Source organism: Streptomyces sp. NPDC033845 (assembly GCF_055576225.1).
In genome coordinates this window covers 61,347-83,390 of the sequence record NZ_JBVIRI010000015.1, presented here as the reverse complement: position 1 = coordinate 83,390, position 22,044 = coordinate 61,347, and the positions used below count along the sequence as shown (strand labels likewise).

The window sequence follows — 22,044 nt, the reverse complement described above, 5'->3', positions numbered from 1 at the left end:
CGCCCCTTCCCCCAGAGTGCCGCCCACTCCGGCCGTGCCGCCGTCCCCTGACCGGTGGACCGGAGGTCAGAGGTCCGGCTCCCCCGGGCGTTCCGTCGATCGTCGGATCACCCCCTGCGCGCCGGCGGGAGATACTGGGACCGCAGCGGTACCGCACTCCTGAGGACGGGAGGGGGATCGACTCATGGCCGCGCAGCTCCCCGCAGCCCCCGACCCGGCCCTCGCGGCCCGGGCGGAGAAGACCGTGGAGGAGCTCGCCTCGCGCCTGGCCCGCCCTGAGCACATCGAGTCCCTGGCCGCCCAGGCCGAAACCCGGATCGAAGCGGACCGAGGCTTCACGGCCTGGCACCCACTGAGCCTGGCCACGGGCCTTCCCGGCCCCGCACTCCTCTACGGCGAGCTGGCGCGCCGGGACCCGGCGTACCGGTCGCTCGCGCACCGCCACATCTCCCGTGCCGCGCTTGCCCTGCCCCGGTCGCCCGGCACGGGTCTCTGGCAGGGGCAGGCCCCGCTGCTCGCCGCCGCGCAGACCTGCGCCGGCCCGCAGGGCGACTACTCCTCCCTGCGTGCCGCACTGGCACAGCGCCTCGCCACGGCCCAGCTCCGCCGACTGGACTCCCTGCACGGCACGCCCGGCAACCCCGGCAACCCCGGCAACCCCGGCACCCTCGCATCGGCATCCGTCTACGACCTGGTCAGCGGGCTGTCGGGGACCACCCGGCTGCTGCTGGACAGCAGGGCGGATCCGGCCGAGAACACCCCCGAGGTCACCCGCTCGGTGACCCGGTCCCTCGCCTACCTGGTGGGCCTCACCCACCCGGTCACGGTGCAGGGCCGGCAGGTTCCCGGCTGGTGGCTTCCCACCGCCGACCTCTTCACCGAGCGGGACCGCGACCGCTACCCCGAGGGTTTCTTCGACCCGGGCATGGCCCACGGCATCACGGCGGTACTCGCCGTGCTGTGCACCGCACTCCGGTACGGCCGTGAGGTGCCCGGCCAACGCTCCGCCATCACCCGCGTCGCCGAGTGGCTCTCCCACTGGCTGCCGCAAGGCCCAGAGGACCGCTGGCCCGAACGCGTCGCCTTCCACGAGCAGGCCGGCGGCACCCTCGACGCCCGCACCGCCGTCCAGTCGGCCTGGTGCTACGGAACCCCCGCCGTGGCGGCGGCCCTGTACCGGGCCGGCGGCCTGCTCGGCGAACTCCGCTGGCGCGAAAGGGCGTTGGGCGCCCTGCGCCTCGACCTCGCACGCGAACAGTCCCAGTGGGGACTGGACGGGCCCACCCTGTGCCACGGGTACGCCGGGTTCCTCCAGTCGACCGCCCGGGTGGCCGCCGACTGCGGGGACCCCGAGCTACTGGACGGGTGCCGGCGCATCGCCGCCGCCGTACTGGCCGAAGCGGACGAAGAGGCACCCTTCCTGTTCCGCCATACCGTCCGCTGCGGGGATCCCGACCGGCCGACGAGGGAACAGGCCGACCGGGCGGGCCTGATGGAAGGCGCCGCAGGCGTGGCCTGTGCCCTTCTCGACTTCATCGGAAACCCCCTCTCCGATCCCGCACTCCGTCCCTGGGACCGCTGCGCCGGCCTCGCGTGAGCCGCTCGAACCCACCCAGCGGCAAAGGGGGGTTCACGCGGTGACGTTCACGCGGTGACGGCGGCCTGACGGGCCTGGAGCCGCGCCCGGACCCGTATGTCCACGAGCTGCGCCAGGGCGGCCGGCGCGCCCAGACCGGGGTGGGCTTCGAAGGAGCGGTCCGCGAGCTCGTAGCCCTTGCGCCAGACGGGATCGGGCACTTCGTGCCCGTCGGCCCGGAGCTGGCTGACGTTGCGCTGCAGGGCGGGCTTCCCCCACATCACGCGGTGCATGCTCGGAAGGAAGATCACCGGCTGGGGCGAGGCGAGGACGATGGCGGGGATCAGGTCGTGCGCGAGGCCGTGCGCGGAGGCGGAAAGGGTGGCGGCGGTGCACGGGAGCACCAGGATCAGATCCGCGTCCATGGCGAGCCGCATGTGTCCGGCGGCGAAGGCCTCGTCCGGGTTCGAGGCGTCGACGAGGTCGTCGGCGATGTGGCGCACGGCCTGAGGGGTGACGAAGCGGGCCGCGCCCGCACTCATGACCACGGTCAGATGGCATTCCGAGCGCTCCCGGATCGCGATGAGCACGTGCGGCAGGGAGAGGACGGAAGCGGCGCCGGTCGCACAGACGAGGATCCGCGGAGCCGGACCGGGACCGGGACCGGGTGTTTCGGGGGAGCTGGCGGTGATCGTCACGAGGGGCTCCTCGGGCGGTGGACGGCGGCGGAGCCGCGGTGTGCGGCTCCGCCGCCGGGGGCTCAGCAGATCTCTCGGGTCGCGAAGAGCGCGAAGTCGGCGTTCAGGTCCGCGTCTTCGACGTTCGCCTCGGCGTCGAGCTCTTCCTCACTCACGTGAATGTCGTATCCGGCGAAGATGTCGGCGGTGTTCATGGGCTTCTTCTTTCGTCGAGTGGTGCGTTGCGACGGGCGGGCCCTCCGGTGGTTCGGCCTGCGGCCCGACACATTCAGACTGGCCGAGGCGGCCCGCTCCGGCTGTCCGCCGGTCGGTGGACCGATCGGTGGACGCGCTCGCCCCCGGTCGTCCCTCCGCCGAACAGCCCGGCCCTTGCGGCTCCGGCCGCCGGTCGGCGAAAATCGCCCTTTCGGCAGTCGGGGGGCGTCGATGGGCGGGACCATCATGGTGTTGGTCGTCGGATTCTTCGTGTTCGCGTCCTCGGCGGGCTACTACTTCCATTCCAGACCACTGCTGAAGCGCGGTGTGCGGACGTCCGCGGTGTGCGTGGACATCGGTCAGGTGGCGCAGGGTTCCGTGCTCCTGCTGGAGTACACCCCGCAGGGCGGGCCGGCCCGCCGCCACAGCGTGGGCCCGTTCACGTTCGCTCCGGTCGCGGTCGGGGGGCGCCTCGATGTGATCTACGATCCCGAGCGCCCCCAGGAGGTCACGCTCCCCGAGCGCCTTCCCCGGGGCACACGCGGGGTGTTGATCACCATGCTCGTCTCCGGCGCGGTCGTGGTGGCGTGCGTGGGGCTCGTGGTGACCGCCGTCAGCTGAGAGCCGGGCCGGCGGAGGGCCGCCCCCGTCCCCCGATGCCCCGTGCTTCGGTCTCGGTGGTCGACATCGCCGCCGGTACGGTCACCGACCGCATCCCGGTCGGTGATCACCACCAGCCCCCGGACGGTCACGGACACTCTCGCCGTCGGCGAGCGGCCCTGTGCCGTCGCCGTCGACCCGGACGGATCACGCGTGTACCTCAGCGAGTTCGACTCGGACACGCTGTCCGTCATCAAGGTCCCGACCGGGCGGGCGGTCGGGACCGTGCTCGTCGCCGTCCAGGGCCTCCAGGCCCGACGGCCGCGATGCCGCCCCGCGTCTTCGTGTTCATTCGCCAGTGCTCCGCTTCAGAGGTCGTGGACCGTGTGCGTCCTCGGGACCCGGGACGATCCGATGCTGGGACACGGTGCCGGGGCCCGTCACCGGCAGCCTTCGGCGACTCGGCCGTTCGGCGGCACCCGGGTCCCGTCGGCCGCGCCGTCGGCGCCCCGCCCGCACCGCTCCTGGCACCCTGTCAGCATGTCCGAGCCGGCCGCCGCGACGCCCCGGGACGGGCTGGCCCCCCGCGATGTCACCGTCATGGTGGTCGGCATCGTCCTGGGCATCGGCATCTTCAGGACGCCCTCGCTCGTCGCCCAGTACTCCGCCGACGAGACCGTCTTCGTGTCGCTGTGGCTGCTCGGCGGCCTGATCACCCTGGCCGGGGCCCTCTGCTACGCGGAACTCGGCAGCGCGCACCCCGACTCCGGCGGCGAGTACGCCTTCCTGCGCGCGGCCTACGGGCCCCGGCTGGCCCTGCTGTTCGCCTGGGCCCGGTGCACGGTCATCCAGCCGGGCGCCATCGCCGCCGCGGCCTTCGTCGCGGGCGACTACGCGAACGTGCTCCTGCCGCTGGGCCGGCACGGCCCCGGCGTCTACGCCCTCGCCTCGATCCTCCTGTTCACCCTGGTCAACCGGGTGGGAACGGGGCCGGGGAAGACCACCCAGAACATCATCGGGGTGGCCGTGGTCCTCGCCGTCCTCGCCATCGTCGTCTCCGCGTTCCTCGCCACCGGCCCGACACCCCGTCACGGCACCCCGCAGGACACCACCTGGGCCGGGGTCGGCCTGGCCATGATGTTCATCCTGCTGACCTACGGGGGCTGGAACGAGGCCGCCTACCTCTCGGGCGAGCTCCAGGACGCCCGCCGCACCATGGCCCGCGCCCTGATCGCCGGGGTCCTCGTCGTCATCGCGGTGTCCCTCGCGATCAACTTCGCCTATCTGCGCGTGCTGGGCCTCGACGGCATCCGCGACACCGACGCCGTGGGCGCCGCGATGATGCGCGCCGTCGCCGGCGGCACCGGCGAGACCGTGACGAGCGTCATCGTCGTCCTGGGCGTGGCGGTCCTGCTGGCGGGCACCCCGCTGCTCCTCGTCCGGACCACCCGCTCGGACTAGGGTCGGACCAGGGTCCCGGGTCCGGGGCCGGGGGCGTGCCCGGGCCCAGCCGGTGCCGCCCGCCTCCGCCTACTACTCCGCCTCCTCCTCCGCGTCGGCGAACGCCTCCCTGCCGGGCAGGAAGGCCACCGCGACCGCCGCCGTGACCAGTACCGCCGCGCCCACGTAGAACGCGGCGGACACGGCCGTGGTGACCACGCCCTTGATGGCCGGCAGCAGCTCCGGCGGCAGCCCGGCGGGCAGCCGGGACCCTTCGGCCGTCGCGGCCACCGCCTTCCCGATCGACCGCTCGACCTCCTCGAAACGGGCGGCCGGGACCCGCTCGTCCCGGCTCAGCAACTCCGCCAGCCGTACCGCCTGAAGATGCGACACGACCGCGCCCATCACCGCCAGGCCCAATGCCGCGCCGACCTCCCGGGCGGTCTGCACCACTCCGGCCGCGTAGCCGCGCATCCGGGGTGCGGTGCCGCTGAGCGCGGCGACCCAGGCGGGGCTGACGGACAGGCCCATGCCGATGCCCATGGCGCAGTAGAAGGCGACCAGCCAGGCGTAGTCCCGCCGGTACAGCGCCGCGGCCGAGCCCAGCAGGGCCGCCACGCACAGCACCATGCCGATGCCCAGGGGCACCCGGGGTCCCAGCCGGTCGCAGAGCCTGCCGCCCAGCGGTGCGAACACCACGGTGGGAAGGGTGAGCGGCAGGACCGCCAGGCCGGCCTGGAAGGGGGACAGCCCGATCACGTCCTGGAGCCAGACCACGCCGAACACGGCGAACCCGACGAACGCGAACCGCACCGTCGAGATCACGGCCGTGCCCACCGCGAACTCCCGGCCGGCGAACAGTTCGAGGTGGAGCAGGGGTTCGGCGGTCCGCCGTTCCCGTACGACCAGCAGGGTCAGCAGCACGGCGCCGGTGGCGAGCAGCGAGATCACGGCGGCCGAGGACCACCCCCAGTGCCGGGCCTGCATGAGCGGCAGCACCACCGCGACCAGCCCGCCGATGAGGAGGGGCGCACCCGCCCAGTCGATCTTCTCCCGATGCCCCGGCTCGTTGGTCAGCAGGAGGCGGGCCAGCAGCACGGTGGCGATGCCCAGCGGCGGGTTGACGAAGAAGATGGCCCGCCAGGAGAACTCCGAGGTCAGCAGCCCGCCGAGGAAGGGCGCCATACCGTAGAAGAGGGTGGACACGCTGGACGAGATGCCCATGGCCTGGCCCCGCTGCCGGCTGCCGAACTCCTTGAAGATCAGCACCTGGGAGGCGGGCCGCAGGACGGCCGCGCCGACCCCCTGCACCGCGCGGGCGGCGATCAGCCAGGCCTCGGACTGGGCGAGGCCCGCCGCCATCGAGGCCGCGATGAACAGCAGGGTCCCGTAGCGGAAGGCGCGCTCGTGTCCCAGGACGTCCCCGAGACGGCCGCCGAGCGCGCTCATACAGGCGAAACCCAGCAGATAGGCCCCGATGATCCACTGGAGTCCGGTGGTGGACGCCCCCAGGTCCCGCTGGATGGTCGGGAGGGCGACCAGGACCACCAGGGCGTCGACGGCGATCATCGAGGAGGCGCAGGTCATCACGCCGAGGACGGACCAGCGGTGGTGCCTGCTCATGGGTCGCCGCCGTCTCGCGCGCTGTTCCGGGGGGCGGCACACGCTAGCAAGGCGGGCCGGTCGGGTAGGTGCGGACACTCGGGCGTGCGTCCGTACGGGTGCGAGGGCGCGAGCGCGCGATGTCGGGAGAGGGGGAGGCCGGGGGAGGGGGAGGCCGGGAGGCGGCGGTCTCAGTCCGCGGTCACGCCGTGCGGTACCCGCAAGGGGTAGGTGTCGACGGTCGAGGTGAGGGAGGGGTAGCGGACGTGGGCCGCGTCCGGGTCGCTGTGGTGCGCGGCCAGCGCGAGGAGGACGAAGGCGGCCAGGGCGACGAGGGTGACGAGGAAGCTGCTGAGGACGCGGTGCGTGGACATGGTCCGTCCCTCCGGGAGGCTGGGGGTCCGTCGGTGCCCTGCCCGGTGTCGGGCGGGCCCCTCGGCAAGCAGTCAACCCGTGATCGCCGCGACGGGGTGTCCCCTCGTCGGTGGACGCGTCGGGGGACCCTGCCTTGGACCGGAAGGCGCCTGGCGTCCGGCGCCTGGCGCCCGGGTCCAGAAACGCATCCAGGCCCTGCCGGAGGAGAGCAGGGCCTGGTCATGCGACGGCCGAGGTTCATGTGGGAGGCGTCACAGGAGAAAGTGTTGCACCGGGCGGAGAGCATCCGGTAGATGGCGTCAGGTATAGGTTCTGCCAAGCGCTGCCATCGAACGGCTTTGCCGGGCGCGGCTCGTGGACGCCGCTCAACGGCCGTGGAACCGGGCCCGTGCCACCTGTTCGCCGTCGTCCATGGCCCGGCCGGCCTCGGCGAACGCGCCGAGATCGGGGAACTCGCCCTCAGGGGTGAACACTTCGACCCGGGTCCCGGTGGATCGGAGCGCCTCCAGTTCCTCGCGCATCAGGGCCGGGACGGTCTCCGGGGTGAAGGCCCCCAGCCCGGCCGGGGCCAGCACCCACACGGTTCCGGCGCCACGGGCGAGATCCGAGTTGAGGAGGGATCCGTAGCCGCCGTCGATGAACTGCCGTCCGCCGACGGCGACGGGGCCGGTGCGTCCGGCGGACGCCGAGGACCCGGCCACGGCGAGGTGCAGCGGCACCCCGCCACGGAAGACCTCCCTGACTCCCGTCTCCACTTCCCGCGCCACCACGGTCAGTTCGCCCGCCGGCCATACCTCGCCCACCATCTGACGGACCTGCTCCACATGTGCGCCGCCGTCGGAGTGCCCGCCCATCAGCCTCCCCAGGACGCTGACGGCGCCCGGGCCGCCGGTGTACGAGTCGGCCGCCGCCCGTCGCAGTCCGGGATCCGGAACCGGGGCCGGCCCGGCCGCCGGACCGCCGCCCGGGGGCGGCGGGGCGGCGGCCTGCCGGGCGGCTGCGCGCAGCGCGCCCGTGACGGCCTGCCTGCGCTCGGGGCCGAGCAGCAGCAGGGCCCCCGCCATGGCGCCGGCCGAAGTCCCGATCACCGGCACCTTCCCGGTCTCCAGCGGCACCGCCGCCCTCGTGGCCTCGGCCAGCCAGCCCAGCTGCCAGGCCAGACCCACCGGCCCTCCGGCGCCGAGAACCAGCAGGTCGGGAGGCGAAGCCCGTTCGGGTGCGGCGGGTGAGGACTGGGCGTCGGGCGCGGTTTCCACGCGGGTACTCCACATTGCGGGGCGGTGGGCTGCGGGCTGCGGGCTGCGGGACGGCAGGGCCGGGGGGCAATGGGGGATCGGGGATTACGGCGCTGAGCCCCCGTGACCGGGCAGTGGGGGACCGCTCAGCCGGGCCAGCAGGCTGGACAGTTCGCCGATGTCCTCGGCGCTCCACCGGGGGGCCTGGAAGATCTCCGCGGCCACCTGCTCGGCCGTGGCGAGCAGGTCCGCGAGGCGTTCGCGGCCGGTCTCGGTGAGGGCCGCGTACGCCACCCGGGCGTCCCTGGCGTCCGTCTCCCGCGTGACGAGACCGATCCGCTCCAGCGGCGCCAGCCCCCGGGTCACGCCCGATGCGGTCAGGCCCAGTGCCTCCGCCAGATCCACTCGCCGCATCCGCCCGCCGGGCGCCTGCCCGAGCCGCAGCAGTGCCGTGAAATCGGACAGGCTGACACCGTGCAGTCCGCCCAGGGCGGAGTCGAAACGCTTCACCAGGGCCAGCTGCGCCCGGCTGAGCCGCAGCACGGCGTCCAGCGGGCTCTGTGGGTGTGCGGGATCGTTCATTGCGACCTCCTTGACTCCTCAAGTATCCAGATCGATGCTTGAGGAGTCAAGGATTCTGATCAGGCTGAGGCTCAGGCTCCCGAGCCCGCGCCCGTGCCCGCGAGGACCGGGGCCTCGGCCGGGGCGGTGGCGCACAGCTCGGTCACCGGGGCGTACGGGTCCTCGGCCAGGGCGGCCATCACCCGGGCGGCGCCTGCCACCTCCTCCTCGGTGACGTCGTCGACGAACACGGTCCGGCCGATGGCGCGCAGCAGCGTCAGGTACTGGTGCCCGTCGCGGTGCCGCATGGTGTCGGCCAGGGCGCGCAGCATGGTGGCGGGGTCGCCGAACATCGGGTGGGAGGGGGCGAGGCCGATCCGGTTGACCGTGTCGACGATGCGTACGAGGTCGGCCGCGGGCAGCAGCCCCCGGCGGGTCGCCAGGACGGCGCTGAAGACGCAGTCCATGGCCACGGCCTCGCCGTGGTGCAGTTCGGGCAGCGCGCCCATCTCCACGATGGGGGAGAAGGTGTGCCCGTAGTCCACGATCCGGCGCAGATCGGTCTCCCAGAGGTTCTTCCGGAGCTCCTCGGCCATCCCGGAGATGGCACGGTGGATCACCGTCTCGCCGGGCCCTTCCTCCCCGGGGTGGCCGCCGGTGTCCTGAAGCCGCTCGGCCACGAGCCGGTCCCCGTGGGCCTCCAGCACCTCGAACAGTGCGGGGTCCTTGATCAGGGCCATCTTGAGGGCCTCGCCGAGCCCGCTGCGGACCTGGCGGGCGGGCAGCGTGGCCAGCAGCGAGGGGTCTATCAGGGTGCGGGGCGGCGGGGCGAAGGTGCCCAGCCGGTTGCGGCAGCCCTCGTAGTTGACGCCCGTCTTGGCGGACACGCTGCCGTCGATCTGGCCGAGCAGGGTGGTGGGCACGCGGACGTAGGGGATGCCGCGCCGGTAGAGGCTGGCGGCCATGCCCACGATGTCCTGGACCACTCCGCCGCCGATCACGATGGGCGGGGTGCCGACCCGGTCGGTGCCGATCTCGGTCAGCCGGGAGGCCACCCGCAGCATCTGGTCGAAGGTCTTGTGGTCGTCACCGCCCTGGAGGGTCAGGTACTCGACGGAGGTGTTCGTCCGGTCGAAATAGGCGCGGATGCGCTCGCCGAAGATCTCCTCCACCGTCTCGTCCATGACCACCAGCCGGGTGCCGTGGCACCGGCGGCCGTCCGGGAGGCGGCTCAGCTCCGGGTTCGAGGGGTCGAAGAGGTCGGTCGTCTCGACGATCTCGTACGTGATCTCCTTGACGGCGTTCATGGTCCACTGGGTGGTCGTGGTCATGGTTCCAGTCGCCTTCCCTGCTGATGGGTCTGCTCGGAGGGGTGCGGGCCGTGGGGGCCGTGTCTCCACTGTGTTCCGGGCCCGCCGTGCCGGGGTGTCCACCGACCGGGCCACGGACCGGTGGATACGGCCTCCGCCGTTCCCCGTGCCGGGCCCCGGAGGGTCGGCTCCCGGGCCGCCGGGGCGCGCTTCCCGCGCGGGAGCGGGATCCTGGATGCGTGGACGAGACGGACGGCAGGTACCGCGTGCTGGTGGCGGACGACCACCCGGTCTACCGGGACGGCATCGTCCGGGCCCTCACCCTGAGCGGCCGCGTCGAGGTGGTCGCCGAGGCGGAGAACGGCGAGCAGGCCCTGGAGCTGATCCGCTCGCAAGAGCCCGACGTCGCCCTCATGGACTACCACCTCGGCGGCGGTCTGGACGGCATCGGGGTGGTGCACGCCGTCGTCCGCGACCACCTCCCCACCCGGGTGCTGATGCTCTCCGCCACCACCGACAGCGCGGTGGTGTTCAAGGCGCTGGAGGAGGGCGCGGCCGGCTACCTGCCGAAGGACGCCGACCGGGCCACGGTCGTCGACGCCGTCCTGGCCGTGGCCCGCGGGCGCACCGTGGTCCCCTCCGAGCTGGCCGGGGAACTGGTCGGCGAGATCCGGATGCGGGCCGACCGGGACGCCCCGGTGCTCTCCGAGCGGGAGACCCAGGTCCTCCAGGCCTTCGCCCGCGGCCTGAGCATCCCGCAGATCGCCGGGGAGCTGTTCATCGGGGCCAGTACGGTCAAGACCCACACCCAGCGCCTGTACGAGAAGCTCGGGGTCTCCGACCGGGCCGCGGCGGTCGCCGAGGCGATGCGCCGCGGACTGCTGGAATGACCTGCTGGAATGTCCTGCCTGAACGTTCCTGCCCCGCTGCCCGCGCGGTCAGCTGTCCGGCTCGCCGCCCCGGGGCAGGGTGACCCGTACCGCCGTACCGCACCGGACCGGCAGGTAGACCAGCAGGCCGCCGGCCGCCTCCACCCGGGCGCGCAGCGAGGCCACGCCGATGTGGCCCTCGGCCAGTCGGGCGGGCAGCACGGAGGGGTCGAAGCCGCTCCCGTCGTCCGTGACCTCCAGGACCACCTCCGCCGATGAGACCACCAGCCCCAGGTGCAGGTGTGCGGCGCCGGAGTGCTTGACGGCGTTGGCCACCAGCTCCCGAGCCACGGTGAACAGCAGCCTGTCGTGTCCGGTCGGGCGCTCGTCGCGGTCCCAGGCCACGGCTATCCCGTCGCGTTCCCGTACCGAACGCAGCAGCCGGTCCAGGGCGGTGGCGAGCCCGGCGGACTCCAGGACGTCCGGATGCATCTCGGAGGTCATCCGGCGCAGTGCCTTCGTGACGTCCTGGAGGGTCCGGTCGGTGCGCCGGAAGTCCTCCTCGGCGCCCGAGAGGCCGTACTCCTGGAGGTCCTGCCGGGCCGCGAGGAGGGTCTGGAGGGCCTCGTCGTGCAGTCTCTCGGCCAGCGTCCGGCGCTGGTCGTCCTCGGCCGTCATCACCTGGCGCAGCAGCAGCGAGCGGCTGTCGAGGAGTTCGCCGATCCGGTAGGTACGGGACCGCTGCATGGCCGTGATGGCGAGCACCAGCAGGCACAGCGCGAGATGGGACAGGACCAGCACCACGCGGTTGGCGACCGGCACGGTCAGGGTGAGGGCCGGATCGGTCACCACGGCGATGGTGAAGGCCACGGCGTTGGAGGCCAGGGGCACGACCGTGTTCGGGCGGCGCAGGTTGAAGGCGGCGAACACCGGGAGGATGAACAGGAGCAGCAGCAGGAGGTAGGCGCCGTCGGTGAACTGGAGCAGCAGGAAGGTGGCCAGGACGTCGATGACCCCGCCCAGGGTGGCCACGAGCACCGAGTGGCGCACCGGCGGCCGCCGGACCCACAGCAGCAGACCGCCCGCGCCGATCAGCACGTACGCGCCGACCACGCCCAGCAGGGGCGGCCACTGGGCCCGGGGGACGTCCACGCACACGGCCACCGCCAGGAGGCCCGCGTAGACCAGCCGCAGGATGTTTCGCAGCCGCTGGATCCGGTCGGAATAGCCGGTCAGGACCTTTTCGGTGATGGAGAGCGCCATGGGTGACCTCCCGTCCATTGTCCGGTCCGCCCCGGGACCCGGCAAGCAGGCCCGGACGGGGCCGTCGGCCGGGAGGAGGAGCGGGACGGGGGACGACCGGAGGGCACGGTCGGAGGACATCGGGGTCCGCCCGCGGCTCCCGCGTCCGGTGGATGCCCTGCGGTGCCGGCGACCGGCAGTGTGGACATCACCCGCCAGGTACCGGCGGACAACCGAAGACGAACGCGGACCGTCCCTCACAGGAGGAGCCTGGAGGGCCGGCAAGCTTCCAGGCGCGCTCCGGTCATGGCCGGCGGTAACCAATCCGAGCGCCGGCCTTGCCGGCAACAGCCGCAGCCGGAACCGGTGACCCACCCGCCTCGGGCCCACGGACCCAGGACTCGGCTCACAGCCCGAGGACGGTGGTGGTGAAGCGGTTGGCGAACTTGTGGGAGGGATCGTAGGAGTCCAGCAGCTCCAGGAACTCCCGTCGGCGCGGATGGAGGTCGCGCAGCTCGGCGGGGCTCGTACCGAACACCTTGCCCCAGTGCGGGCGGGCGGCGAAGGGCCCGAGGGCCTCCTCCACCCGTCGTACGGCGGGGAGGACGGCCCGGGTGTCGTCGGTCCAGGTGAAGTGGACGGCGAGGCTGGGGCGCCGGTGGGCCGGGCTGAGCCAGCAGTCGTCGGCGGCCACCGTGCGGAGTTCGGAGACCTGGAGGGCGTCCCGGATCGCCGGCCGGATCCGCTGGACGGCCGCCACGGCCTCCGCCCCCCGGGCCCGGTCCACGAAGTACTCGGACTGCAGCTCCGCCCCCGTGCTCGGTCGGAACTCGCGGCGGAAGTGCGGGAGCCGCTCGTTCCAGCTGCCGGCCGCGCCCAGCTGGGGGGTGCAGTGGGCGGCGGGCATGCCGTGGGCCGGGTGCAGGTCCTCGGTGGCGGGGCGCACGCCCAGGTGCCGGAGGTCGTGGAAGGGCTCGCCGAGGTGCCGCTTGGCCCAGATCCGGTTGTCGTCCGCCCAGTCGGTGAAGACGCTGACGCTGTAGGCGCTCGCGAAGACCTCGTCCAGGCCGGTGACCAGCCCGGTGCGGTCCAGGCCCAGGAGGACGTGCTGGGCCATGTCGTAGCTGGGGAGCAGGTCCAGGGTCAGCTCGGTGAGGATCCCGAGGCTGCCCAGGGACAGGACGGCGCCGGGGAAGGCGGGATCCCCGCGCGAGAGCGTCTCGGTCCGGCCGTCGGCGGTGACGAGCTCCACCGACCGGACGGCGGCCGCCAGGACCGGGTTGCGGTCGCCGGAGCCGTGGGTGCCGGTGGCGCAGGCGCCGGCGACCGAGATGTGCGGCAGCGAGCCCAGGTTCCCCAGCGCGAGACCCTGCTCCTGGACGGCCCCGGCGAGGTCCCCGTACGGGGTCGCTGCGCTCACCCGCACCACCGCCCGGCGAGTGTCGACCTCCAGGACGCGCGGCATCCGCTCCAGTGAGACGAGGACTCCGGGGGTGTCGGCGATGTCGTTGAAGGAGTGCCGGGTGCCGAGCGCGCGGACCTGTCCGCTGCCGGCGACGATCGCGGCCAGCTCCTCGACGGAGGCGGGGGCGGCCAGCCGGGCGGGCCGGAAGGTGATGTTTCCCGCCCAGTTCCTCAGGAGGTCCACGGGTGCGGGTCTCCCATGCCGGGGATCGGGGACCCGCCGTTCAGGACCCTGACCATCGCGGCGGCGGCGCCGGCGATCTCCTCGGCCGTCACGTCGTCCACGAAGGTGGTGACCCCGATGTCCTTCAGCAGGGTGAGGTACTGGTGGTTGTCTCGGTGGCGCACGGTGTCCGCCAGCGCGGTGTTCAGGAACTCAGGGTCGCCGAAGAGGGGGTGGGAGGGCTGGAGGCCGATGCTCCGGGTGGTTCTGATGATCCGGTCGAGCTGCCCGTAGCGCAGCAGTCCGCGGCGTGCGGAGAGGACCGCGCAGAAGGTGCAGCCCATGGCGACGGCCTCGCCGTGCAGGATCTCCGGCAGGGCGTGCATCTCGACGGCGGGGGAGAAGGTGTGCCCGTAGTCCACGATCCGTTTCAGGTCGGTCTCCCACAGGTTCTTCCTCAGTTCCTCCGCCATGCCCGCGATGGCCCGGTGCATGCACTCGCGGCCGATCCGCCGCTCCTTCGTGGACGGTCCGGTGTCCTGGAGGTTCTCGGCCAGCATCGCGGGACCGTGGGCCTCCAGCAGCTCGAACAGCCGGGGGTCCTTGATGAGGGCCATCTTCAGCATCTCGCCCATACCGCTGCTGATCTGCCGCTTGGGCAGGGTGGCGATCAGCGTCCGGTCGATCAGGGTGCGGGGCGGCGGCGCGAAGGTGCCCAGCCGGTTGCGGCAGCCCTCGAAGTTCACGCCGTTCTTCGCGGAGACGCTCCCGTCGACCTGGCCGAGCAGGGTGGTCGGGACGCGGACGTACGGGATGCCCCGGCGGTAGAGGGAGGCGGCCATGCCCACCACGTCCTGGACCACCCCGCCGCCGAACGCGATCGGCGGGGTGCCGACCCGCCGGGTGCCGATCGCGTTGAGGCGGGAGGCCACCCGCACCACCTGGTCCAGGGTCTTGTGCTCGTCCCCGCCCGGCACTGTCAGGAAGTCCATCGGGACGTCCCGGCGGGCGAAGTAGTTCCGGATCCCCGCACCCAGGATCCCCTCCACGCCCTCGTCGACGACGACCAGGCGCTTCCCGCCGCCCGGCTCCGATCCCCTCGGCAGAGCGGCCAGATCCGGATTCGCGGGGTCCAGGATGTCGAAGGACTCGACGATCTCGTATTCGACCTGCCGCGTCGCGGTCATGTTCCAGCGGGCGGCGATCAGCTTGTCCATGACGGCCTCGCGTCATCTCGGAGTCATCCCGGAGCGCCCCGACGGGCGCACGGCCCGGGCCGGCGGCCGCAGCATCCGCCGTTCGATCCTATGACCGGTGGACGGCCCGTGCGAGCCGGGCCCCGGGACGGTCCGGCGGGCGGCATCCGTCCCGCACCGCCTAGCATGGGGAGAGCCCGACCGACCGTCCGCGAGGGATCGGGGCCCGGCGGCCCGACGAAGGCGACGCCGACGTGGAGACCTACCGAGCCGATGTGCTGATCGTGGGATCCGGCCCGCTGGGCGCGGTGTTCGCCCGCAAGGCCGTCGCCGCCGGCCGGCGGGTGCTGATGGTCGAAGCCGGGGAGCAGTTGTCCGCCCGCCCCGGCGAGAACCTCAAGAACGCCTACATCTACCAGCGCGACCCCAACCTGTTCGCCCCGGTGATCCGCGGCCACCTCCACCTGCTGTCGGTGCCCTCCAGCGCCCGGCCCGAGCTGGCCGTGGACCCGTCGGCGGTCCCCGAGTACGGCACGAACCGCAGCAGCGCCCGCAACGCCGAGAACCCCGACCAGGACCCCTACCGCAACATCCCGGCGGCGGCGGCCTGTTACGCGGTCGGCGGGATGGCCACCCACTGGACGTGCGCCTGCCCCCGGCACCATCCGACGGTGGAACGCTACCGGGGGATCGGCGAAGCGGACTGGGACCGCTACTACGGGGAGGGCGAGGAGATCCTCGGGGTCAGCCGGCACGAGTTCGACGCCTCCGTCCGCCAGCGCCTCATCGTCGACACCCTCCGACGGGAGTTCTCCGAACTCCCCGAGGGGTACGGGGTCCAGGGCCTGCCGCTGGCGGTGAGACGGCGTACGGACAATCCGCGGATGGTGCGCTGGGCGGGCGCCGACACCGTCTTCGGAGATCTCGCCGACGGCGCCCACGAGGACCTGTTCACCCTGCTCCCGCACCACCTGTGCGTCCGTCTGCTCCAGGACTCCACCGGCTCGCGCGTCGAAGGGGCCCTGGTGCGCGACCTGGCACGGACCAGGGAGGTCCGGGTGGAAGCCGGGACGTACGTGGTCGCGGCCGGGGCGGTGCTCACCCCGCAACTGCTGTGGGCCTCCGGGATCCGCCCCCCGGCCCTGGGCCGCTACCTCACCGAACACCCCACCACCTTCTGCCAGGTGACGCTCCTTCAGGAACTGATCGACCTGGCCGGCAACGGAATGATGTTCCGCGACGCGGTCGCCGCCCACCGGGATCGCTACCCCGAGGACGAGCTGCCCATCCCGGTGGACGATCCGGATCCGAACGTGTGGATCCCCGTCACCGAGGGACGGCCCTGGCACGCCCAGATCAACCGGGACTCCTTCCACTACGGGGACATCCCGCCGCACGTGGACGGCCGGCTGATCGTGGACCTGAGGTGGTTCGGGCTGGTCGACCCCCGGCCGGAGAACCGGGTGCTCTTCTCGGACACCCACACCGATGTGCACGACATGCCGCAGCCGACGTTCGAGTTCGCGTACGGGGCCGCCGACGACGCCCGGCTCCACCTGATGATGGCCGAGATGATCCGCGGCGCACTGGCCATCGGCGGCTTCCTGCCGGGCGCGGAGCCGCGGTTCCCGACCCCCGGGCTGCCCCTGCACATCTCGGGCACGGTGCGGATGGGGGAGGACCCGGAGACCAGCGTGGTCGACACCGGCTCCCGGGTGTGGGGGTTCGAGAACCTCTACCTCGCGGGCAACGGCGTCATCCCGACCGCCACGGCCAGCAACCCCACCCTCACCAGCCTGGCACTGGCCCTCAAGGCGGCCGACGGGCTGCTGGGCGGCGGGTAGCGGCCCCACCCCACGAGGAGAGCCATGTCCCGTACCAGCGCGAGCACGGTCCGCCGCGTCCTGATCACCGGATCGACCTCCGGCATCGGCGAGGCCACCGCCGAGGCCTTCGCCGCCGACGGCCACACCGTCTACGTCAACGGCCGCGACGAGCGGCGCACCGCCGCCGCCGCGGAACGGGTCCGCGAGGCCGCCGGCCCGGCCGCCGGCCAGGTGCTGCCCGCCGTCGGGGACGTGGCCACCGAGGAAGGGGCCGCGGCCCTCTTCGAGGCCGTCCCCGAGGCGGACGTCCTGGTCAACAACGCCGGCATCTACGGCGAGGCCCCGGCCTTCGAGATCAGCGACGAGGAATGGCGCCGGCTGTTCGAGGTCAACGTCCTCAGCGGAATCCGGCTCACCCGGCACTACGCCCCGGCGATGATGGAGCGCCGATGGGGCCGGGTGGTGTTCATCAGCAGCGAATCCGCCCTCTTCATCCCCAAGGAGATGATCCACTACGGGATGACCAAGGCGGCCCAGCTGGCCGTCTCCCGGGGCTTCGCCCTCTGGACGGCCGGCAGCCCCGTCACCGTCAACACCGTCCTCCCCGGGCCCACGCGCACCGCCGGAGCCGAGGAGTTCATCGCGAACTCCTACCCCGGGCTCTCCTTCGAGCAGGCCGAACGCGAGTTCTTCGCCGCCTACCGGCCGACCTCCCTCATCCAGCGCCTCGCCCTGCCCTCCGAGGTCGCCGCCATGATCCGCTACGTCTGCTCCGACGAGGCCTCCGCGACTACCGGGGCGGCCCTGCGGGTCGACGGCGGGGTCGTCCCGACGATCCCCTGACCCGCAGCTCCTCCTGTACCTCGGCCAGCGGACGGTCCTTCGTCTCCGGCACGAACCGCCGCAGCAGCACCAGGAACACCACACTGACCACGGCGAAGAACAGGAACACCGCACCCACCCGCTCCGGAACCCCCGGCGTGCCCACCACCAGCGGGAACAACAGCGCGACCAGCAGGTTCGCCGCCCAGTTCAACGCCAGCGCCGAACCCGCCACCCGGGCCCCGGCCTCCTCCGGCAGCACCTCCGCCATCAGCACCCACGCCAGCGGGCCCGCAGAGAACGCGAAGCACGACACGTACACCAGCATCGCCGCGACCGTCACCCAGCCCGCCCCCGAACCGCCGACCCCCATCAGACTCCAGGCCGCCACGCACAACGCCACCGCCATCCCCGCCAGACCCGCGCCGAGCAGCGGCCGGCGCCCGTACCGGCGGATCAGACCGAGGGCGGCCACCGTCACCGCCATGTTCGTCAACCCCACCGACAGGCTCGCCGCCTCCGCCCCCGAGGACCCGCCCACCCCCGCCGAGGCGAACACCAGCGTGGAGTAGTACACCACCGCACCGATCCCGACCATGGCGTTCCCCAGCGCCGCCGCCAGCGCGATCGCCGTCGCCAGCCGGCGCCCCGGATCCCGCAGACTGCGCACCACCCCCACCCGGGGCAGCCCGCGGGCCCGCACCAGCCGCGCGTACTCCACCCCGGCCTCCGGCTCCTCCCGGGTGGCCGACAGCACCGCACGCGCCTCCCCGTCCCGGCCCCGCACCAGCAGGTCCTCCGGGGCCTGCGGGACCAGGCAGGCGGCCACCGCCAGCAGCAGCGCCGGGATCCCGTTGGCGGCCAGGGACCACCGCCACTCACCGGCCCCCCGGGTCACCAGCCCGCAGGCCAGCGCAGCCACCACACCCACGGTGATCGCCAGCTGGTACGAAGTGATCACCGGGCCCCGGAAACGCGCCGAGGACAGCTCGGCCAGCAGCACCGGAGCCACCGCCGAGGTGGCACCCACACACATGCCGGTCAGGAACCGCCCCACCACCAGCGTCAGCTCGTCGGGCGCCAGAGCGCAGACCGCCACCGCGGCCGTCGCCACCGCACCGCACCCGGCCAGGACGCTCCGCCGGCCCACCCGGTCGGTGACCCGGCCCACCAGCAGACAGCCGGCCAGCGCACCCACCACCAGCGCGCTCACCACGATCCCCTGGTGCAGCCCGGTCAACGAGAACTCCCGCCCCACCTCGTCGATGACCTGGTTCATGGCGGAGATCGAGAACCCGAAGAACGCGCCGCAGGCCGCCGCCAGCAGCACCAGCCGCGCCCTGGCCCCCCGGCCGACCGGACCCGCGCCCGGGCCCGCGCTCGTACCCGCTCGTCCCCTCACGCGCCGCTACCCGACAGCACGACCTTCACCACGTCCCCGCCCAGGTCCTCCAGCGCCGCACCGGCCTCCTCCAGCGGCCGGCTCCGGGAGATCAGCGACTCGAACGGCATCGTCCCGGCGGACAGCATGGCCATCCCCTCCGTGTAGGACCGGGGCGGATTGAAACTCACCCCCAGCACGCGCAGCCCCCGCTGGCACAGGTCCCCGGCCGGATCCAGCGGCACCGTACTGCCGTCGGAGACGATGTTCCCGACCTCCACCACCGTGCCCAGCCGCCGGGCCATCCCCAGCGCCTCCGCGAACGCGGCCGGCCGGTTCGTCGCGTCCACCACCAGGTCCGCACCACGCCCGCGCGTCAGATCCAGCACCCTGCGACGTCGGTCCCCGACACCGTGCTCCGCCGTGTCCAGCACCACGTCCACACCCAGCGCCCGGGCCGCCGCCAGCCGCGAGGGGCGCGAACCCGTCCCCACCACCGTCCCGACCCCGCACCGCCGCAGGATCCCGGCGGTCAGCAGACCCACCGTTCCCAGACCCAGGACCACGGCCGTCGAATCCGCGGTGAGCACCTCGTCCCACACCCCGGTGGCCGTACGCGTCACGTCCACCGTCCGCACCGCCACCGCCAGCGGATCCAGCAGCGAGGCGACCTCATCCGGCAGGGACTCCGGAACCCGCCACAGATAGGTGCCGGGACGGACCTCCACATGCCCGCCGAACCCGCCCGTCAGACCGGGACCGGAGCCCCCGTCCGCGGCCGGCGCCGGCGGATCCAGCCCGATGGCCTCCGGCGGGATGCCGTACACGAAGGCGTCGGAACAGGTGGTGGCACCCGGCCCGAACCGGTGGCAGCCCCAGCAGCGGCGACACGGCAGCCACGGGAACAGGGCGACACGGTCGCCCTCCGCCAGCGGCACCCCGTCGGCGTCATGACGCTCATGGCCGGGACCGAACCCGACGATCCGGCCCACGATCTCGTGCCCCAGCACGAACGGCGTCGAAGGCTCACCCGACAGGAAGTGCAGGTCCGTACCGCAGATGCCGTTCGCCGTCATCGCCAGCAGCAGACCACCGCCGGACGGCTCCGGCACCGCCAGGGACATCGGCTCCAGCCGGTTCGCCCCCACCCACACCTGCGCCCGGGTCCGCCCCTGCGCTCGCGTCGACTCCACGGAGATCACCGCCCGGTACTCCCGGCCCGCCGCCCGAATGCGGCGGGCGGACCTTCACCCCCGCCCCTCCGGCGGCCACAGGCCGGGGAAACCGCGCTCGTCACGGTAGGCGGGACGCCCGTCGTCCATCACGATCGGCTGCGGCACCGGGCTGACGAACTCCAGCCGGATGCCGTACAGATCCTGCTTCTCGGTGAACCACAGCAGGATCCTCCCGTCCTCGTCCAGGGCCATGCCGTCACAGTGCATGCCCTGCGCGGCGAGCTCCTCCTTGCGCCCCTCGACGGCGGGATGGTCCATGAAACCGAGGTGGTGGATCCCCTCGCCCTGCCGCGCCGAATGCGTGCCCTCCCCGTGGAACTCCATCAGCTCGATGAACGGCGGGCCCTCCTTCGAGAAGCAGATCCGCGCGTCGTGATGGTGCGGCCGCTCGTCGCTGTGGTCCACGTAGTGGTCGGTCACATAGCGGCCGACCTCGCTGAACGTGTAACCGGTGGCCAGGGACCAGCGCGCCACCGCCTCGTCCAGATCGGCGACGAGGAGACCGATGTGATGGATCCGTTCGGTGCCAGACATGCGCCCTTACCTGCGCCCTTCCAGCTCGGCCCGGGACCGCGACCGGTCCCCGTCATCCCACGCTACGCCGCGCCCCGGCACCCCGCCCGGCACGCCCCGGCCACCCGCGGCGCCCCCGCTCCGGTGGCCCGGCCGCCGACTCCTCCTTAGGCTGAACGGGTCGTGCCGCGCGAGGCCGGCACCCCCGGGCAGGCCCCGGCGGGTGCCCGTGGATCCCCCGGCACCTCCCACCCGTCTGCTCTCCCCCTGCGACCGGAGGTCGCGCCATGAACCCCCTCACCCCCCTCACCCGCCGACGCGGCGGTGGTCTCGGCTTCGCCGCGCTCATGGCCACCGGCCTGCTCCTGGGCGGCGGCACCCTCGCCCCCGCCGCCACGGCCGCCGCGGCGCCCGCCGCGATCAGCCCGAGCGAGCAGCAGTCCATGCTCGCCGAGACCAACTCGGTCCGTCAGCAGGCCGGCCAGTCGCCCCTCACCTGGGACGGCGGCCTCGCGACCGAGTCCCAGGCCTGGGCCGACAACCCGGCATCCACCGCCGGCGGACTCCAGCACGAGGACATCAACCACGCCGCCGAGAACATCTCCAGCGCCGGTCCGAGCGCGGCCGTGGGCCAGTGGGCATCGGAGCAGGGCGCCTACGACGCCGACCCCAACCACAGCACCGACAGCCCCGGTTACGACACCTGGGGCCACTACTACAACATGATCCAGCCCAACTACACCAAGATGGGCTGCGGAGCGCGCACGGACGGGGGCACGATCACCGTCTGCCGCTACATGTGACCGGGCCACGGGTGACCGACCGGACGTACGGCACCGGCGGGCGCGGTGGCGCCCGCCGGTGGAGCGGGGGCTCAGGCGCCGGTGGTGTCCGCGGCCCCGGCGCCCTTCTCCGGCTGCGCCTCCGCCACCGGGGCGGAAGCCGCCGCGGCCGACGACCAGGTGTAGAACACCGTGCCCTGCCGGCTGTCCTTCTCCAGTTCGCCCTTGGTCGCGAGCCTGAGCAGCGCGTTGCGGACGGCGGTGTCGGAGACACTGCCGCGCCCGGGGTGGGCCTCGTTCAGCTCGGCCCTGATCTCGCTGAACTTCTTCGGCTCACCGGGCTGCCGGCGAAGCAGCTCCGCCAGCAGCACCCCGAGAGTGGGGGTCGGGGCTGCGGTCGGGGCCGGAGCCGTGGCCGGAGTCGCGGCCGGGGTGGGCTCCGCGGGCTGCTCGGACGCGGCGGTCTTCTTCGCCGACTTCGGGGCCTTCAGGGTCTTCGGAGCCTTGGGGGCCTTGGCGGACGGGGCCGTCCCGGCCCCCGAAGCCCTCTTGCGAGGAACCGGGGACTTGCGGACCGGGGTCCGGCGCGCCGGGGTCCGCTCGACCGGGGCGGTGCCACTCCCGGAACCCGCGCGCGGCTTCGGAACGGCCTTGTCCTCCACCTCACCGCGCGGGGCGGTGACGGGCGCCGCCGTGGCAGGAACCGGAGCCGGGGCGAATCGCGGGCCGGCGGGCACCAGTTCGGCCTCGGCCGACGGCATGGTTTCCAGGGTGGCCGCGAGCCACTTCTCCTCCGTCCGCAACTGGTCGAGGCGTGCGCTCAGGGTTGCCTGTTCGGCTTGGTTGGCGGCCAGGTCGGCGGCCAGCTGCTCCGCGTACTTGGTGTGGATGGGGGGTGTGACCGATTCGGGGCTCACGGGAAGTCCACGCTCCTTCATGGTTCGTGCGTTGCTGCGGGA

General features: G+C 73.2%; 21 protein-coding genes. 7 read left to right on the top strand and 14 right to left on the bottom strand.

Annotated features, from left to right (window positions below; genetic code table 11):
- Positions 1 to 184 precede the first annotated feature (184 nt).
- Positions 185 to 1,597 carry a lanthionine synthetase C family protein gene (locus tag ACZ50K_RS28005; protein WP_468907985.1) on the top strand — a complete coding sequence of 471 codons (1,413 nt, stop codon included), beginning with the start codon at positions 185 to 187 and terminating at the stop codon, positions 1,595 to 1,597.
- A 47-nt stretch (positions 1,598 to 1,644) separates the two neighbouring features.
- On the opposite strand, the gene ACZ50K_RS28000 is transcribed toward ACZ50K_RS28005, so the two are convergent.
- Together ACZ50K_RS28000 and ACZ50K_RS27995 are read right to left on the bottom strand one after the other, a co-directional pair.
- On the bottom strand, positions 1,645 to 2,274 hold the full coding sequence (locus ACZ50K_RS28000; protein ID WP_468907984.1) for a flavoprotein: 630 nt from the start codon (positions 2,272 to 2,274) through the stop codon (positions 1,645 to 1,647).
- A 62-nt stretch (positions 2,275 to 2,336) separates the two neighbouring features.
- Positions 2,337 to 2,468 carry a hypothetical protein gene (locus ACZ50K_RS27995; protein ID WP_468907983.1) on the bottom strand — a complete coding sequence of 44 codons (132 nt, stop codon included), beginning with the start codon at positions 2,466 to 2,468 and terminating at the stop codon, positions 2,337 to 2,339.
- 232 nt (positions 2,469 to 2,700) lie between these two features.
- Between ACZ50K_RS27995 and ACZ50K_RS27990 the strand changes: the two genes are divergently transcribed.
- Complete coding sequence (locus ACZ50K_RS27990) at positions 2,701 to 3,090, top strand: DUF3592 domain-containing protein (RefSeq protein ID WP_468907981.1); 390 nt, start codon at positions 2,701 to 2,703, stop codon at positions 3,088 to 3,090.
- A gap of 519 nt (positions 3,091 to 3,609) precedes the next feature.
- Complete coding sequence (locus ACZ50K_RS27985; protein ID WP_468907979.1) at positions 3,610 to 4,530, top strand: APC family permease; 921 nt, start codon at positions 3,610 to 3,612, stop codon at positions 4,528 to 4,530.
- Between the two features lie 72 nt (positions 4,531 to 4,602).
- Here ACZ50K_RS27985 and ACZ50K_RS27980 read toward each other — a convergent pair whose 3' ends face one another.
- From ACZ50K_RS27980 to ACZ50K_RS27960, 5 genes are all read right to left on the bottom strand, one after another.
- Positions 4,603 to 6,132, bottom strand: a complete 1,530-nt coding sequence (locus tag ACZ50K_RS27980; RefSeq protein ID WP_468907978.1) for a DHA2 family efflux MFS transporter permease subunit — start codon at positions 6,130 to 6,132, stop codon at positions 4,603 to 4,605.
- A 170-nt stretch (positions 6,133 to 6,302) separates the two neighbouring features.
- Positions 6,303 to 6,485, bottom strand: coding sequence for a hypothetical protein (locus tag ACZ50K_RS27975; protein WP_468907976.1), 183 nt, complete (start codon positions 6,483 to 6,485; stop codon positions 6,303 to 6,305).
- Between the two features lie 366 nt (positions 6,486 to 6,851).
- Entirely contained in the window at positions 6,852 to 7,742 is an 891-nt protein-coding gene (locus ACZ50K_RS27970) for a patatin-like phospholipase family protein (RefSeq protein WP_468907975.1), read from the bottom strand.
- Positions 7,743 to 7,826: 84 nt separating this feature from the next.
- Entirely contained in the window at positions 7,827 to 8,303 is a 477-nt protein-coding gene (locus tag ACZ50K_RS27965; RefSeq protein ID WP_468907973.1) for a MarR family winged helix-turn-helix transcriptional regulator, read from the bottom strand.
- Positions 8,304 to 8,374: 71 nt separating this feature from the next.
- Entirely contained in the window at positions 8,375 to 9,613 is a 1,239-nt protein-coding gene (locus tag ACZ50K_RS27960) for a sedoheptulose 7-phosphate cyclase (protein WP_468907971.1), read from the bottom strand.
- Between the two features lie 218 nt (positions 9,614 to 9,831).
- Between ACZ50K_RS27960 and ACZ50K_RS27955 the strand changes: the two genes are divergently transcribed.
- Positions 9,832 to 10,482: a response regulator gene (locus ACZ50K_RS27955; protein WP_468907969.1), complete on the top strand. Its 651-nt coding sequence runs from the start codon at positions 9,832 to 9,834 to the stop codon at positions 10,480 to 10,482.
- Between the two features lie 48 nt (positions 10,483 to 10,530).
- Here ACZ50K_RS27955 and ACZ50K_RS27950 read toward each other — a convergent pair whose 3' ends face one another.
- From ACZ50K_RS27950 to ACZ50K_RS27940, 3 genes are all read right to left on the bottom strand, one after another.
- On the bottom strand, positions 10,531 to 11,724 hold the full coding sequence (locus ACZ50K_RS27950) for a sensor histidine kinase (protein ID WP_468907968.1): 1,194 nt from the start codon (positions 11,722 to 11,724) through the stop codon (positions 10,531 to 10,533).
- A 385-nt stretch (positions 11,725 to 12,109) separates the two neighbouring features.
- Positions 12,110 to 13,351, bottom strand: a complete 1,242-nt coding sequence (locus tag ACZ50K_RS27945) for an FAD-binding protein (protein WP_468907966.1) — start codon at positions 13,349 to 13,351, stop codon at positions 12,110 to 12,112.
- A complete protein-coding gene (locus tag ACZ50K_RS27940) occupies positions 13,339 to 14,547 on the bottom strand; it encodes a sedoheptulose 7-phosphate cyclase (protein WP_468907964.1) in 1,209 nt (402 codons plus the stop codon). The genes ACZ50K_RS27945 and ACZ50K_RS27940 overlap by 13 nt, the downstream gene beginning before the upstream one ends.
- A 233-nt stretch (positions 14,548 to 14,780) precedes the next feature.
- Here ACZ50K_RS27940 and ACZ50K_RS27935 point away from each other — a divergent pair, with 233 nt between their 5' ends.
- Both ACZ50K_RS27935 and ACZ50K_RS27930 read left to right on the top strand, forming a co-directional pair.
- Positions 14,781 to 16,370: a GMC oxidoreductase gene (locus tag ACZ50K_RS27935; protein WP_468907962.1), complete on the top strand. Its 1,590-nt coding sequence runs from the start codon at positions 14,781 to 14,783 to the stop codon at positions 16,368 to 16,370.
- Between the two features lie 24 nt (positions 16,371 to 16,394).
- Complete coding sequence (locus tag ACZ50K_RS27930) at positions 16,395 to 17,195, top strand: SDR family NAD(P)-dependent oxidoreductase (RefSeq protein WP_468907961.1); 801 nt, start codon at positions 16,395 to 16,397, stop codon at positions 17,193 to 17,195.
- Here ACZ50K_RS27930 and ACZ50K_RS27925 read toward each other — a convergent pair.
- Genes ACZ50K_RS27925 through ACZ50K_RS27915 form a run of 3 tightly spaced genes read right to left on the bottom strand, consistent with a single transcriptional unit; the run spans position 17,143 to position 20,324 of the window.
- Positions 17,143 to 18,576, bottom strand: coding sequence for a sugar porter family MFS transporter (locus ACZ50K_RS27925; RefSeq protein ID WP_468907959.1), 1,434 nt, complete (start codon positions 18,574 to 18,576; stop codon positions 17,143 to 17,145). The two genes, ACZ50K_RS27930 and ACZ50K_RS27925, sit on opposite strands and share 53 nt — an antisense overlap.
- Entirely contained in the window at positions 18,573 to 19,748 is a 1,176-nt protein-coding gene (locus ACZ50K_RS27920; RefSeq protein ID WP_468907957.1) for a zinc-dependent alcohol dehydrogenase, read from the bottom strand. Before ACZ50K_RS27920 ends, ACZ50K_RS27925 begins: the two co-directional genes overlap by 4 nt.
- A 54-nt stretch (positions 19,749 to 19,802) precedes the next feature.
- Positions 19,803 to 20,324 (bottom strand): VOC family protein, encoded by a 522-nt coding sequence (locus ACZ50K_RS27915; RefSeq protein WP_468907956.1) that lies wholly within the window; start codon positions 20,322 to 20,324, stop codon positions 19,803 to 19,805.
- Positions 20,325 to 20,590: 266 nt separating this feature from the next.
- Here ACZ50K_RS27915 and ACZ50K_RS27910 point away from each other — a divergent pair, with 266 nt between their 5' ends.
- Positions 20,591 to 21,106: a CAP domain-containing protein gene (locus ACZ50K_RS27910; RefSeq protein ID WP_468907955.1), complete on the top strand. Its 516-nt coding sequence runs from the start codon at positions 20,591 to 20,593 to the stop codon at positions 21,104 to 21,106.
- 71 nt (positions 21,107 to 21,177) lie between these two features.
- Here the strand turns inward: ACZ50K_RS27910 and ACZ50K_RS27905 are convergent, their stop codons facing one another.
- Positions 21,178 to 22,002, bottom strand: coding sequence for a hypothetical protein (locus ACZ50K_RS27905; protein ID WP_468907953.1), 825 nt, complete (start codon positions 22,000 to 22,002; stop codon positions 21,178 to 21,180).
- Between the last annotated feature and the right edge of the window lie 42 nt (positions 22,003 to 22,044).